The following is a 13,475-nucleotide window of genomic DNA, read 5'->3' on the forward strand; positions in this document are numbered from 1 at the left end:
CTTCGAGGCGCCCCATGTCCCTCCTACAACGACTCCTCTGCGCGTTCGCCGCCAGCGCCCTCCTCGCGCCGGCCCCCGCCGCCGCCCATGAGCTGATCGGCGCCAACCTCAACACGATCGCCGACTTCTCCCGCAACCAGGAGTACGTGGACCTGGTGCGCCAGTCGCGCGAGTTCGGCTCCTTCGCCGACCCCTTCAACACCGTCATCGCCGTAGGACCCGACGGCTGGCCCACCGGCGATTTCGGCATCACGCTGCTGGGCGGCGGGCAGGCGAACGTCCAGGGCATCGGCGGCACCTACAAGGTGATCTTCAACGGGCGCGCGACCGTCACTTCGGCCGCGCTCGGGACCGTGGCCAACGCGACCTACGACGCGGCGACCAACACCAGCCGCCTCGACGTGGTCTTCCCCGCCGACGGCGACACGCTGGCCCTGCGCTTCGCCGTGACGGCTGGCCCGGCCACCAATGCGGTGAAGAACCTGCGCGTGATCCGCCCCGGCTTCGACGCGGGCAATCCGCCGATCTACACGCCCGCGTGGCAGGCGCACGTCTCGCGCTTCCGCATCCTTCGCTTCATGGACTGGCTCTCCACCAACGACAAGGCCAACGCCATCGTCACGTGGGCCGACCGCCCCACGCTGGAGAAGAAGCGCACCGAGGCGAACGGCGCGCGGTGGGAAGCCATCGTCGAGCTCGCCAACACCGTGAACCGCGACATCTGGCTCAACGTGCCGGTGCGCGCGAACGACGAGTACGTGCGCAACCTCGCGACCCTCCTGCGCGATTCGCTCAATCCGGGCCTCAACGTCTACGTCGAGTATTCGAACGAGCTGTGGAACGGCGCCTTCCCGCAGTTCGCGATCCAGCGCGACCTCGCGATCGCCGAGGCGCAGGCCAGCACCGCCTCGCCCCTGCGCTATGACGGAACGACCGACACCAGCACCTGGGCCTTCCGGCGCGTGGGCAAGCGGCTGAAGGAGATCAGCGACATCTTCGCGTCCGTGTGGGGCGCGGGTGCGATCAACACGCGCGTGCGCCCGGTGCTCGCCGGGCAGATGGCCAACAACTTCATCGTGGGCCAGGGCCTCGAGGTGGTGGATGCGGGCATGAACACGCGGCCCTCGTCGGTGTTCTACGCGATCGGCGGCGCGCCCTACCTCTTCCCCTCGGCCACCAACGACTCGCAGGCCGACGAGGCGGCCGGCTTCGGCGTGGAGCAGATCATCGCCGGGCTGCAGGCGGCCGCGAACAACGCGCCCAACGGAAACTCGTACCAGTACGAGCAGCATGCGGCGCTGGGCGCGTGGTACGGCGTGAAGGTGCTCGCGTACGAGGGCGGCTTCGACACCTTCGGCGGGCAGAACGTCGCGGCCAAGCGCCTGGCCAACCTGGACCCTCGCGTGAAGGCCATCTGCCGCAAGCTCGTCGACGACTGGCATGCCGCGGGCTTCGAGCATTTCCAGTGGTTCAACGCCGGCGCCGACAACTACGCCATCCCGTTCGGGCAGTGGCCGCTGCTGGAGGACATCCGCGACACGGCGAAGCCCAAGAACCAATGCATCGACGAGATCGTCGCGGCCGCGCTGCCGGCGGTCACGATGGGTCACGCCGTTGGAACCACCATCCCCGGCGGCGGCTTCGTCGGCAGCAGCACACCCGCCGGGACGATCACCAACACGAGCGGGCCCTTCGGCTTTCCGGGCTATGTCGAATACCTCGTGCGCGCCAGCGCGACGGGCACCCACACGCTCACGTTCGTCGCGCAGGGTTCGTCCGCGCCGAAGGTGGAGATCCGCGTCAACAACACCGTGGTGAACGCGTCGTTCCTGCTGCCCGAAGGTGCGTCGCTGGCGACATCGCAGCCCGTGACGGTCACGCTGCGCAAGGGCGTGAACGCGATCCGCTTGTATCGCCCGGCCTCCGCGGGAAGCTGGACGATCCAGTCTCTGTCGTTCACGGCCGCGGGCGGCGGCGGCGGCGCCACCAATTACACGACGATGTGGTTCGACCCGGCCGAATCGGGTTGGGGCCTGAATCTCAACCACCAGTCGGACACGATCTTCGCCACGCTCTTCAACTATGCCGCGGACCGGCGCGACCTCTGGCTCGTGGCCAGCGATTTGCGCCTGCAGCCCGACGGCTCGTTCACGGGCGCTCTCTTCCGCTCCACGGGGCCGGTGTTCAATGCGCAGCCCTGGGTCCCCAACATCGCCACACCGGTCGGCACGATGACGTTGCGCTTCCCCACGGCGGGCACGGCGCAGCTCACCTACGTGTTCAACGGCACGACGGTGACCAAGTCGATCCAGCGCTTCGTCTTCGGGACGGCGCCAGTGTGCACGGCGCAAGCCGGATCGCGCGCGGGCGAGGTGAACTACCAGGACATCTGGTTCAATGCGAGCGAGTCGGGCTGGGGCATCAACCTCACGCACCAGGGCGACATCATCTTCGCCACGCTCTTCACCTACGCCGCCGATGGACGCGACCTGTGGCTCGTGGGAACGGACTTGCGCCGCCAGCCTTCGGGCGCCTTCACCGGTCCGCTCTATCGCGCGACGGGCGCGCCATTCAACGCCGTGCCGTGGACCGGGGCCGCGCTCGTGGACGTGGGCACGATGTCGCTTGCGTTCCCCGACGGCGAGCACGGCACGCTCAACTACGTGTTCAACGGGACGGCCGTCACCAAGTCGATCACGCGGCTGGAATTCGGCGCGCTGAGGCCGGTGTGCCGCACTCCTTTCCCGGGGTGAGCCCGCAGGGGACCGCGTGATCCCGTGGCTGCGTCCCGGCGAGCCGTTCCCGCCCGTCACGAAGGCGCTCACCAATCCCAACGGCCTGCTGTGCGCGGGCGGCGAGCTCTCGCCCGAGCGGCTGGTGGAGGCGTACACCCACGGCATCTTCCCCTGGTACTCGGAGGGCGATCCGATCCTCTGGTGGTCGCCGGATCCGCGCATGGTGCTGCTTCCCGAGGAGCTCAAGGTCTCGCGGTCGCTGCGGAAGACCGTCGCGCGGGGGACTTACGAGACGCGCTTCGACACCGCCTTCGGCCGCGTGATGGAGGAATGCGCCTCGCCGCGCGAGGGCCAGATGGGCACGTGGATCCTGCCGGAGATGGTCGCCGCCTATACGCGCCTGCACGTGCGCGGGTTCGCCCACTCGGTGGAGTCCTGGCTGGACGGCGAGCTGGTGGGCGGGCTCTACGGAATCCAGCTCGGCGAGGCGTTCTTCGGCGAGTCGATGTTCTCCCGGGAGACGGATGCGTCGAAGGTCGCGTTGGTGGCGCTTGTCACCCGCCTGCGGGAATCCGGCTGCCGGGTAATCGACTGCCAGCAGGCCACGAACCACCTGGCCTCCCTGGGCGGCCGGGAGATCCCCAGGGCCCGGTTCGTGCAGCTGCTGCGGGAGTCGATACAATATCCGCCATCCGGAAGTCGATGGACGTGACCCGACGACGATGGCGAAGCTGAACGACCTCCCGATCGCGAACCTGCAGTTCTACGCGACGGCGCCGTACCCCTGCAGCTACCTGTCCGGGCGCCTGGCGCGCTCGCAGGTCGCCACGCCCAGCTACCTGATCGACACGGATACCTACAGCGCCCTCGTCTCGGCGGGCTTTCGCCGCAGCGGCGCCTTCACCTACCGCCCCTACTGCGACCACTGCCACGCCTGCGTGCCGGTGCGCGTGGTGGCCGCGGAGTTCGAGGCCAACCGGGCCCAGCGACGCGCCGCCGCACGCCACGCGAGCCTCGAGCCGCGCTACGGCGAGCTCAAGTTCAATGCCGAGCACTACGCGCTCTATCGCCTCTACCAGGGCGAGCGCCACCGCGGCGGCGGCATGGACCACGACAGCCGCGAGCAATACGCCCACTTCCTGCTGCAGTCGAACGTCACCACGCGGCTGATCGAATTCCGGGAAGGCAGCGAGCTGCGCATGGTGTCGATCGTCGACGAGCTGGCCGACGGCCTCTCCTCGGTCTACACGTTCTTCGACCCGATGGTCCCGAAGGCGAGCTACGGCACCTACAACATCCTCTGGCAGGTGGAGGAAGCGCGCCGCCGCGGCCTGCCCTACGTCTACCTCGGCTACTGGATCGCGCAGAGCCGCAAGATGAGCTACAAGAACCAGTTCCGTCCGATCGAGGGGCTCTCGCGAGGCGAGTGGAAGCGCCTCCCCTGATGCTCTATTCGCTCGCGCGCGCCGCCCTCTTCCGCCTCGACCCCGAAGTCGCCCACGACCTGACCCTGAAGTCGCTCTGCGCGATGGGTCCCGGCGTCGCCTTGCTGGGCGCGGGTGCCGATGCCGTGGACGAAACCACGCGGGTGATGGGCATCGACTTCCCCAACCCGGTGGGACTCGCGGCCGGCCTCGACAAGAACGGCGACTGCATCGATGCGATGGCGGCGCTCGGCTTCGGCTTCGTGGAGATCGGCACCGTCACGCCGCGCCCGCAGCCGGGCAATCCCAAGCCGCGCATATTCCGGCTGGTCGAGCACGACGCCATCATCAACCGCCTCGGCTTCAACAACGGCGGCGTGGAGAACCTGGTCCGCAACGTCGAGCGCGCGAGCTTTCGCGGCGTGCTGGGCATCAACATCGGCAAGAACTTCGATACGCCGATCGAGCGCGCCGCGGACGACTACCTCGCCTGCCTCGACGCGGTCTATGCGCACGCGACGTACGTCACGGTAAACATCTCCTCGCCCAACACGAAGAACCTCCGCGACCTGCAGTCGCCGGAGAAGCTGGACGAGCTGCTGGGGGCGGTGATGGCGCGGCGCGACAAGCTCGCGGCGCGAGACGGCCTGCGCCCCAAGCCCCTCGCGGTGAAGGTCGCTCCCGATCTGGACGACGAGCAGATCGAGTCCATCGCGTCGATCGCGATAAAGCATCGCATCGACGGGCTCATCGCGACCAACACCACCCTCGACCGCGAGCCGGTCGCGGGCCATGCCCACGCGGGCGAAGCCGGCGGATTGAGCGGCCGGCCCGTGTTCGAGCGCTCGACCACGGTACTTCGCAAGCTCGCGAAAGCGCTCGGCGGGAAGGTGCCGCTGATCGGCGTGGGCGGCATCCTCTCCGGCAGCGACGCGAAGGCGAAGCGCGATGCCGGCGCCTCGCTCGTGCAGGTCTATACCGGGTTCATCTACCGCGGCCCGGCGCTGATCGCGGACGCGCGCCAAGCGCTGCGGGGGCGATAGTGCACGTCGGCGTCCCTCGCGAGGTCAAGGAAGGCGAGCGCCGCGTGGGGCTCGACCCGCAAGGGGTCGCGATGCTCGTGCGCGAGGGCTTTCGCGTGAGCATCGAAGCCGGGGCGGGACAAGGGATCAATGCCGACGACCTGGACTACCGGCGCGCCGGGGCTGCCGTCGTCGATCGCGCCGGAGCGTGGTCCGGAGATCTCGTGCTCAAGGTGAAGGAGCTGCAGCCCGGCGAGGCCGGCGGCGTCCCCCGCGGCACGGCCGTGTTCTCGTTCCAGCACCTGGTCGGCGCGCCCGATGCCGTTCGGGCACTCGCCGATGCGGGACTCACGGCGATCGCCTACGAAATGGTGCGCGACGAAAGCGGCCGCTTCCCGATCCTGGCGCCCATGTCCGAGCTCGCGGGCCAACTCGCCATCGAGGCGGCCGTGGAGCACGGGCGCGATGTCCGCCGCGTGCTCATCATCGGAGCCGGCCGCGTGGCGCGCGCTGCGGCCGATACGGCGCTCGACCATGAGATGCAGGTCACCGTGCTCTGCAGTTCGGCGACATCGCAGGCGTCCCTGCGCGAGGCGTTCGGCGGGGACATTGCCACCGGCCTCGCCACGCCGGGGGAAATCGCCGCCGCCGCACTCGGTGCCGATGCGATCGTCGGCGCGGTGTTTGCCGCGGGCCTGCCCACGCCCAAGCTCGTGCCGCGTTCGCTCCTCGGCCGCATGAAGCCCGGCTCGATCCTGGTGGACGTGTGCATCGAGGAAGGCGGCATCGCGGAGACCTCGCGGCGCACGACGCATGCCGATCCCACGTTCGTCGAGGACGGCATCGTCCACTACGCCGTGGGCAACATGCCGGCGGCGGTGCCCCGCGAAGCGAGCCGCGCGCTCTCGAACGCGGTGCTGCCGTACCTTCGCCGCATGCAGATCCTCGGAATCCGCGGCGCGATCGCGGAGGACGAAGGGCTGCGCTCGGGCGTCCTCCTGTGGAAAGGCGACGTCGTGAACGAGGCGCTCGCCCGCGAGTCGGGCTTGCCGCTCGGAGCGATCGCGTGAGTCTCAAGGAGCTCGCCGCGGATATCGATTCGCTCCTGCCGCAAACGCAATGCACGAAGTGCGGCTATGCGGGATGCCGTCCCTATGCGGACGCCATCGCCTCGGGCGTCGCCGACATCAACCAATGCCCGCCCGGCGGCGACTCGGGCGTCGAGGCGATGGCCCGGCTGCTGGGCCGCGAGGCGAAGCCGCTCAATCCCGCGAACGGCCTCTACCGGCCGCCCCAGGTCGCCGTGATCGACGAGGCGACATGCATCGGCTGCACCAAGTGCATCCAGGCCTGCCCGGTCGACGCGATCGTCGGCGCCTCGAAGCTCATGCACACCGTGATCGCCTCATGGTGCACGGGCTGCGAGCTGTGCATCCCGCCCTGCCCCGTCGATTGCATCGTGCTCGAACCCGTTGCCGCGCTGCCCGACGCGGATGTCTCCCGCGAGCGCTTCGCCTTCCACGGCTTCCGCACCGAACGCGACGCGCGCGAGCGCTCCGATCGCCTCGCCGCCCTCGAATGACACCCGCCAAGCGCCACGCCTTCTTCGCCAAGCTCGCGAAGGCCATGCCCGACCCGAAGAGCGAGCTCGAGTATTCGACGCCGTTCGAGCTGCTGGTCGCGGTGATCCTCTCCGCGCAGGCCACGGACAAGGGCGTGAACCTGGCGACCCGGAAGCTCTTCCCCATCGCCAACACGCCGAAGCAGCTGGTCGACATGGGCGAGGAGAAGCTGATGGAGCACATCAAGACCATCGGCCTCTTCCGCATGAAGGCGAAGAACGTGGTCGCGATGTCGAAGCTGCTCCTGGAGAAACATGGCGGCAAGGTGCCGAAGACGCGCGACGAACTGACGGAGCTGCCCGGCGTCGGGCGCAAGACCGCGAACGTGGTGTTGAACGTTGCATTCGGCGAGCCCACGATGGCCGTGGACACGCACATCTTCCGCGTCTGCAATCGCACGGGGCTGGCGCCCGGCAAGGATCCGCTCGCCGTCGAGCTCCAACTGGAGAAGGTCGTTCCCGACGAGTTCCGCCTGAACGCGCACCATTACCTGATCCTGCACGGGCGCTACACGTGCCTGGCCCGCAAGCCCCTCTGCTACAAGTGCCCGGTGTACGACGAGTGCGGCTTCCCGGACAAGAAGAAATACCGTGTTCAACCCGAGTCGTAACGAGGTCCGCGAGTTCTTCTTCGCGATCTGGTCGAAGGCGCAGGCGGGCTCGGTGCTGACGCCGCTGGAGGCGATGGCGCTCTCCGTGGTGCAGGCCCATCCGGAATACCACGAGGTGCTCTCGAACCCCGAGCGCTACCGCGAGCGCGAGTGGACGCCCGAGGGCGGCGAGACCAATCCCTTCCTGCACCTCTCGGTGCACCTCGCGATCGAGGAGCAGCTCTCGATCGACCAGCCGCCGGGTATTCGCGGCATCGTGCAGTCGCTGGAGTCGAAGCTCGGCAACGCGATGGACGCGCGGCATGCGGTGATGGATTGCTTAGTCGAGCAGATATGGCAGGCACAGCGGAATGCCGTCCCGTTCAACAACGAGGCTTACCTCGATTGCCTTCGCCGACGTTCGTCGGGTTAAGGAAAAAAGCATCCTCCGCAGATAAACACAGATAAACGCCGATAAACCCAATCCTGGGTTTTGCCCTGCAAGGTTTTATCTGCGTTTATCTGTGTTTATCTGCGGAGGACGCCTTTCGCCGTAGTGCTGCGAAGCAGCCCAAAAAGAAAAAGCCCGGCAAGGCCGGGCTTCTTTGCGATGCGATGCAGCGGGTCAGTATTTGACGTCGAGGCCGCGCAAGCTGGAGTAGTAGGCCGCGAGGTCGGCGATATCGCGCGAGGTGAGGTTGGCGACCTGCCCCGTCATGATCGGGTTCTTGCGCTTGCCGTTCTTGTAGTGGCCGAGGACGAAGATCAGGTAGTCCTTGTGCTGGCCCGCGAGGATCGGGAAGTCGCCGGTGGCGCTCATGCCGTTCTCGCCGTGGCAGGCTTTGCAGGGTTCGGCCTTCTTCTTGCCCACTTCCGCATCGCCGGCGGCGAACGCGGGCGCTGCGAGGCTGAAGAGGGCGGCGGCGAGGATCGTCTGGAGTTTCATGGCGGTCCTCATTTCTTCTCGGCCGTGACGGGTTTCGCCACGGCACCGTAGTAGGCCGCGAGATCATCGATATCCTGGTCGGACAGGTCGGCCGCGACGGCGCGCATGGTGGCGTGGTCGCGCTCGCCCGACTTGTAGGCCTTGAGCGCGGTCGCGATGTATTGCGCGTGCTGGCCGCCGAGCTTCGGCACCGGATAGACCTCCGGGAAGGCGGTCTTCCAGCCGGGGATGCCGTGGCAGCCCTGGCACTGGAAATTCTTCTTGGCGCCCGAGGCGGCGTCGCCTGCGGCCTGCGCGCTGACCGCGAAAACGGCGGCGGTGGCGGCAAAGAGGATTCGGATCGAGGTCATGGAGGCCAAACGGGGACGTTTGAGAGTCGTTCTTGTCAGCCTCGAATTATAGCAGCGAGCCCTACCCGCCACCAGTGCGCACGTAGAGGAGGCATCCCGCATCGGTGCGCAGCGCCCCGTGGGGCTTGCCGCGGGGGGCGCGGTGGAAGTCTCCCGCGTGGCAATGCACGTCGCCCAGCCAGACCTCGCCTTCCAGCACCATGCATTCCTCGGCGGTGGGATGGTCGTGCGCGGGCAGGCTCGAGCCTGACTCCATGCGCAGCAGGAAGGCCTGGACGCCAGGCCCTTCCACCAGCCGTTTCTGCAGGACGCGCGGCGCGATCCTCCGCCATTCGCCCTGGTCGTGGTGGACCGTGACGAAATCGTCGAGATCGGCCGGCATCTCGATCCTGCGAAACAGCGCCTCGCGCATGGCCTGGGCGCGGGCTGTCGCGGGCTCGATCGGCCTCAGCTGCTGCAGCAGCTCGGCTTCGAGCGCGGCATCGAGGACGGGTTGGCTCTCGGGCTTGAGCTTCATGGCTCAGTGCACCGTGGCCAGCCGCGCGCGAAGCTCGGCCAGCGCACGGCGGATGTAGGTTTTCACGGAGCCCAGCGGAAGGCGGGCATGCGCCGCGATCTCCTGGTGGGTGAGGCCGCGGAAGAAAGCGAGCGCGATGAGCTGGCGTTGCAGGGCCGACAAGTCCTCCAGCGCGCGCTTCAATTGCGAGTGCGATTGCAGGGCGGCCAACAGGTCCTGCGGATCGTCGTGGCGGTCGAGGGTTTCCGGATTCACGAGCGATTCGGGATCGGCGTGCGGCTCGGAGGGCTCGGCGCGGCGCAGGTGGTCCAATGCGCGGCTGCGGCACAACGTCAGCAGCCAGGCGAGCGGCGCTCCGCGGAGCGCGTCGTACGTATGCGCCTTCCGCCAGGCTTGCAGGTACACATCGACGGCGACTTCCTCGGCGGATTCGCGCGTGCGCACGATGCGAAGGGCGAGGCCATAGACACGGCCCAGCGTCGCCTCGTGGAGGCTCTTCAGGGCCTGCCCGTCACCCGCGGCCATGCGCGCGATCCACGCCGCCATCTGCGCCTCGCTCGCCACGGCGCTGGGCACACGCGCGTCGACGTGCTCCTGCGGATCGGCGCGACGCTTCTGCGCGGGGGGATTGCGGGCCACGGTCAGGTCGCCTCGAAGAGCGCTTCCCAGGGACGCGGCGGCGCCAGGTAGAAGCCCTGCCCCATGGGGATGCCGATCTGCATGAGCTTCCTCGCGATCTCCTCGGTCTCGACGTATTCGGCCACCGTCTGCAGGCCGAGGCTGGTGCCGATCTTCTGGATCGATTCCACCAGCGCGTAGTCGAGGTAGTTCTTCGCCACACCCTTCACGAAGAGGCCGTCGATCTTGATGCCGTCGACGGGGAAATGCTTGAGGTAGTTGAAGGACGACAGGCCCGAGCCGAAATCATCGAGGTAGAAGCGCACGCCCATGGCGCGAAGCTGCTCGATCAACGCGCGGGCGCGCTCGACGTTCGCGATCGCCGCGGTCTCCGTGATCTCGAAGAAGAGCGCCTGCGGCGGCACCGCGTATTGCGAGAGCTTCTCCTGGAGGAATTCCGAGAAGTCGGGGCTGGAGAGCGTGTGGCCGGAGAGGTTGATCGCGAACTCGGCGGGCGAAGGATCGTCGCGGAGCTTCGCCACGCGACGGAAATCGGAGAACGCCCGCTCGACCACCCAGCGGTCGATGGTGCGCATCAGGTCGTAGCGCTCGGCCACGGGGATGAAGGACATGGGCAGGATCAGCTCGCCACCGGTGTCGCTCATGCGCAGCAATGCCTCCACGCGGCGCACGCCCCCGCGCTGCGCGGGATCGATATGCAGGATCGGCTGGTAGAGGAGCGTGAAGGCCCCTTCGGCCAGCGCGTCGTTGATGCGCTTCAGCCACCCGCGGCTCGTGTGGCGCATGTATTGCGAGCTGCCGGCGTCGTGGAAGGCGAAGACGCGGTTGCGGCCCTGCTCTTTCGCGGTGAAGCACGCGGTGTCGGCTTCGCTCATCACGGCGGCCAGGCCCGGGGTGAGGCGCGTGATCGCGACCACGCCTACGGAGACGCCGACCTGGAACGCCTTGCCGTCCCACTCGAACTGCCAGGACTGCACGGCATCGCGCAGGCGCGTGGCGACCTCGGTGGCGTACTGCGCGCTCACGTTCTCCAGAAGCACCGCGAACTCGTCGCCGCCGATGCGCGTGAGCATCTCGTTGTCGCGAAGCTGGGCCTTCAGGATCGGTGCGATGCCGCGCAGCAGCTCGTCGCCCGCGAGGTGGCCGAAGGAATCGTTGATGCGATGGAAGAAGTCGACGTCGAGGTAGAGCAGCGCGTGCGTCGCACCCTGCTCCCGGGCCGAGACAAGCACCGACTCCAGCCGCTCCTCGAGGGTCTTGCGGTTCGCGAGCCCGGTGAGCGGATCGTGGTTGGTGAGGAAGAAGATCTGCTGGCGCGCGGTGTCGAGCCGCTCCTGCAGGCGCCCCTGCTGCTGGGCGAAATCCTTGGCGAGCTTGAGCACGTCCTGCTTCATGCCTTCCAGGGGCGGCGTGAGCTCGGGCAGCGGAGGCAGCTCGCCGCCGCCCACCACGTGGCGCACCGCTTGGCCGACCGCATCCACCTCGCCCACGACCGCGCGCGCGGCGAGGCGCGCCAGCGCGAACATGGCGCAGATGCTCGCCACCAGCGCGATCACGAACGTCCAGGCCTGCGCGTTGTTGGTGGCGTTGCCCAGCGCGGCGCGCGCGAAGACGAACACCGCGCAGAAGACCGCGATCGGGATCAGGCCGAGGCCGAACATGCGCCCGGCCAGCCGGCTGCGGGCCTCGGGACGCGGGACGGGCTTGTCGGCGGCGGCCATGGTCAGGCGGGCACCTCGGTGCCGAGCCCGAGCCACAGGCAGCGGCCCTTGCTCTCCTTCGCGATCCGCTCGCACATCGCGAAGTGGGCGCGAAGCTCTTCGTCCGTGGCGCGCAGCACCGCGAGATGCGCGGGGCGCGCGGCTTCCTGCGTGCCCATCATCGGCGCGGGTGCCACGAGGTTGATGTCGAGCGCGTCCTGCCCGCGCGTCATGCACAGCCACACTTCCGCGAGAAGCTGCGTGTCGAGTAGCGCCCCGTGCAGTGTGCGGCGGGAATTGTCGACCACGTAGCGCTCGCAGAGCGCATCGAGCGAGTTCCGCTTGCCGGGATGAAGCTCGCGCGCAAGCTCGAGCGTATCCGTCACGCGGCAGCTGGTGCACACGCCGGGCTTGCCGACGCGCGTGAGCTCCGCGTCGAGGAACGCCACGTCGAAGGGCGCGTTGTGGATCAGCAACTCCGCGTCCCCGAGGAATTCCAGCAGCTCCTCCACGATGTCGGCGAAGCGCGGCTTGTCGGCGAGATCCTCGGCCGTCATGCCGTGCACCTGGGTCGCGGCGATGTCGATGTCGCGCTCGGGGTTCACGTAGCGGTGGAAATGTCGCCCGGTCGGCCGGCGGTCGTGCAGCTCCAGGCACGCGACCTCGATGATGCGGTGGCCCTGGTTCGGCTCGAGGCCGGTGGTCTCCGTGTCGAGGACGATGCGCCTCACGCCGGTACACCCTTGTTGGCCAGGGCGTCGGCGCGCTCGTTGCCGTCGTGGCCCGAATGGCCCTTCACCCACTTCCATTCGATCTCGTGCCGGGCCACCTCGGTATCGAGCGCCTTCCAGAGGTCGACGTTCTTCACCGGCTCCTTGGCGGCGGTGCGCCAGCCGCGCGCCTTCCAGCCGTGGATCCACTCGGTGATGCCCTTCATCACGTAGGTGGAGTCGGTATGCAGGAGCACCTTCGACGGGCGCTTCAGCGCGCGCAACGCCTCGATCACCGCCATCATCTCCATGCGGTTGTTCGTGGTGGTGGCTTCGCCGCCGAACATCTCCCGCTCCTCGCCGTTGTACTTGAGCAGGGCGCCCCAGCCGCCCGGGCCGGGATTGCCCTTGCACGCGCCGTCGGTATAGATGTGGACTGCCGGTACCGCGATGTCGTCGTTCACTACTTCACGATCTTCAAATGGCCGTGCTTGATGTGACCCTGGCGCTTGGCGGCTGCGGCGAGCGGCTTTTCTCGCGCGGCCTTCTCCTGCCACGCGGGCATGATGAGGCGCATGCCACGCACGCGCTTGATGGCCTGGAGCATGTAGACCGCGCCGCCGATGGCCCACCAGCGGTCACCCGCCGGCTCCATGAACGAGAAGCGCCGCCGCCACGCCTCGGCGTCGAACGGCGGCACGTAGCACGCGAGCCTTCCGGCATTCACGTCGTAGCCCAGGAGCGAGAGCCAGTCCTTCACGCGCAGCAGCGAGTTGAAGCGGCCGTTCCACGGCGGCTCGGAGCGCGAAAAGCCGGCGGCGCTGCGCAGGCCCCAGAGGCTCCACGGGTTGAAGCCGACGATGATGAGCCGGCCCTCGGGCATCATCACGCGGTCGACTTCGCGGAGCACGGCATGGGGATCGTCGGCGAACTCGAGCACGTGCGGCAGGAGCGTGAGGTCGATCGACTGCGTGGCGATCGGCAGCTCGTGGCACTTGGCGCGCGCATCCACGTTGCCCCAGGGCGCGAGCTTCACGCGGTGCGCGATGCGGCTCTCGCGCAGCAGGTCGTGCTCCGGCAGGCCCAGCTGCAGCGCGTGGTAGCCGAAGATGTCGGGCGTGACTTCGTCGAGGTAGGCGCGCTCCTTCTCGAGCACGTATGCCCCAAGTGGAGTCGCGAACCAGTCGCCGAGGGTGTTGGTCGCCATGCGCCAATTCTAAT

The 13,475-nt window shown here is 68.2% G+C and carries 16 protein-coding genes; 8 read left to right on the plus strand and 8 right to left on the minus strand.

The features are described 5' to 3' along the window. The first annotated feature begins 14 nt into the window (after nt 1–14). The 8 genes from DSM104443_RS13730 to DSM104443_RS13765 are packed head-to-tail and all read left to right on the plus strand — an operon-like array spanning nt 15 to nt 7,825. On the plus strand, nt 15–2,753 hold the full coding sequence (locus DSM104443_RS13730; RefSeq protein ID WP_171093142.1) for a carbohydrate-binding protein: 2,739 nt from the start codon (nt 15–17) through the stop codon (nt 2,751–2,753). Nucleotides 2,754–2,769: 16 nt separating this feature from the next. Continuing rightward, entirely contained in the window at nt 2,770–3,447 is a 678-nt protein-coding gene (gene aat / locus DSM104443_RS13735) for a leucyl/phenylalanyl-tRNA--protein transferase (protein ID WP_171093144.1), read from the plus strand. A gap of 10 nt (nt 3,448–3,457) precedes the next feature. Beyond that, nucleotides 3,458–4,180: an arginyltransferase gene (locus DSM104443_RS13740; RefSeq protein ID WP_171093145.1), complete on the plus strand. Its 723-nt coding sequence runs from the start codon at nt 3,458–3,460 to the stop codon at nt 4,178–4,180. Then, a complete protein-coding gene (locus tag DSM104443_RS13745) occupies nt 4,180–5,202 on the plus strand; it encodes a quinone-dependent dihydroorotate dehydrogenase (protein ID WP_171093147.1) in 1,023 nt (340 codons plus the stop codon). The genes DSM104443_RS13740 and DSM104443_RS13745 overlap by 1 nt, the downstream gene beginning before the upstream one ends. Next, nucleotides 5,202–6,251 carry an alanine dehydrogenase gene (locus DSM104443_RS13750; protein WP_171093149.1) on the plus strand — a complete coding sequence of 350 codons (1,050 nt, stop codon included), beginning with the start codon at nt 5,202–5,204 and terminating at the stop codon, nt 6,249–6,251. Before DSM104443_RS13745 ends, DSM104443_RS13750 begins: the two co-directional genes overlap by 1 nt. Then, the gene (locus tag DSM104443_RS13755; RefSeq protein WP_246232227.1) at nt 6,248–6,763 is read left to right on the plus strand and encodes an RnfABCDGE type electron transport complex subunit B; all 516 of its coding nucleotides are present in this window, start codon (nt 6,248–6,250) and stop codon (nt 6,761–6,763) included. The genes DSM104443_RS13750 and DSM104443_RS13755 overlap by 4 nt, the downstream gene beginning before the upstream one ends. Continuing rightward, nucleotides 6,760–7,413 (plus strand): endonuclease III, encoded by a 654-nt coding sequence (gene nth / locus DSM104443_RS13760; protein WP_171093152.1) that lies wholly within the window; start codon nt 6,760–6,762, stop codon nt 7,411–7,413. The genes DSM104443_RS13755 and nth overlap by 4 nt, the downstream gene beginning before the upstream one ends. Continuing rightward, nucleotides 7,394–7,825, plus strand: a complete 432-nt coding sequence (locus tag DSM104443_RS13765) for a DUF1841 family protein (RefSeq protein WP_171093154.1) — start codon at nt 7,394–7,396, stop codon at nt 7,823–7,825. Before nth ends, DSM104443_RS13765 begins: the two co-directional genes overlap by 20 nt. Before the next feature lie 192 nt (nt 7,826–8,017). Here the strand turns inward: DSM104443_RS13765 and DSM104443_RS13770 are convergent, their stop codons facing one another. The 8 genes from DSM104443_RS13770 to DSM104443_RS13805 form a co-directional block, all read right to left on the minus strand. Continuing rightward, nucleotides 8,018–8,338 carry a c-type cytochrome gene (locus DSM104443_RS13770; RefSeq protein WP_171093156.1) on the minus strand — a complete coding sequence of 107 codons (321 nt, stop codon included), beginning with the start codon at nt 8,336–8,338 and terminating at the stop codon, nt 8,018–8,020. An 8-nt stretch (nt 8,339–8,346) separates the two neighbouring features. Next, nucleotides 8,347–8,688, minus strand: coding sequence for a c-type cytochrome (locus DSM104443_RS13775; RefSeq protein WP_171093158.1), 342 nt, complete (start codon nt 8,686–8,688; stop codon nt 8,347–8,349). Nucleotides 8,689–8,749: 61 nt separating this feature from the next. Beyond that, a complete protein-coding gene (locus tag DSM104443_RS13780) occupies nt 8,750–9,205 on the minus strand; it encodes a cupin domain-containing protein (protein ID WP_171093160.1) in 456 nt (151 codons plus the stop codon). A gap of 3 nt (nt 9,206–9,208) precedes the next feature. Further along, nucleotides 9,209–9,844 (minus strand): sigma-70 family RNA polymerase sigma factor, encoded by a 636-nt coding sequence (locus DSM104443_RS13785; protein WP_212756676.1) that lies wholly within the window; start codon nt 9,842–9,844, stop codon nt 9,209–9,211. A gap of 2 nt (nt 9,845–9,846) precedes the next feature. Then, on the minus strand, nt 9,847–11,565 hold the full coding sequence (locus tag DSM104443_RS13790; RefSeq protein ID WP_171093162.1) for a putative bifunctional diguanylate cyclase/phosphodiesterase: 1,719 nt from the start codon (nt 11,563–11,565) through the stop codon (nt 9,847–9,849). A 2-nt stretch (nt 11,566–11,567) separates the two neighbouring features. Further along, entirely contained in the window at nt 11,568–12,275 is a 708-nt protein-coding gene (gene dnaQ, locus DSM104443_RS13795) for a DNA polymerase III subunit epsilon (RefSeq protein ID WP_171093165.1), read from the minus strand. After that, nucleotides 12,272–12,718: a ribonuclease HI gene (gene rnhA / locus DSM104443_RS13800; protein ID WP_246232240.1), complete on the minus strand. Its 447-nt coding sequence runs from the start codon at nt 12,716–12,718 to the stop codon at nt 12,272–12,274. Before rnhA ends, dnaQ begins: the two co-directional genes overlap by 4 nt. Beyond that, nucleotides 12,718–13,461 carry a class I SAM-dependent methyltransferase gene (locus DSM104443_RS13805; protein ID WP_171093166.1) on the minus strand — a complete coding sequence of 248 codons (744 nt, stop codon included), beginning with the start codon at nt 13,459–13,461 and terminating at the stop codon, nt 12,718–12,720. Before DSM104443_RS13805 ends, rnhA begins: the two co-directional genes overlap by 1 nt. Nucleotides 13,462–13,475: the final 14 nt, after the last annotated feature.

Origin of the sequence: Usitatibacter rugosus (assembly GCF_013003965.1) — a bacterium.
GTDB lineage: Bacteria > Pseudomonadota > Gammaproteobacteria > Burkholderiales > Usitatibacteraceae > Usitatibacter > Usitatibacter rugosus.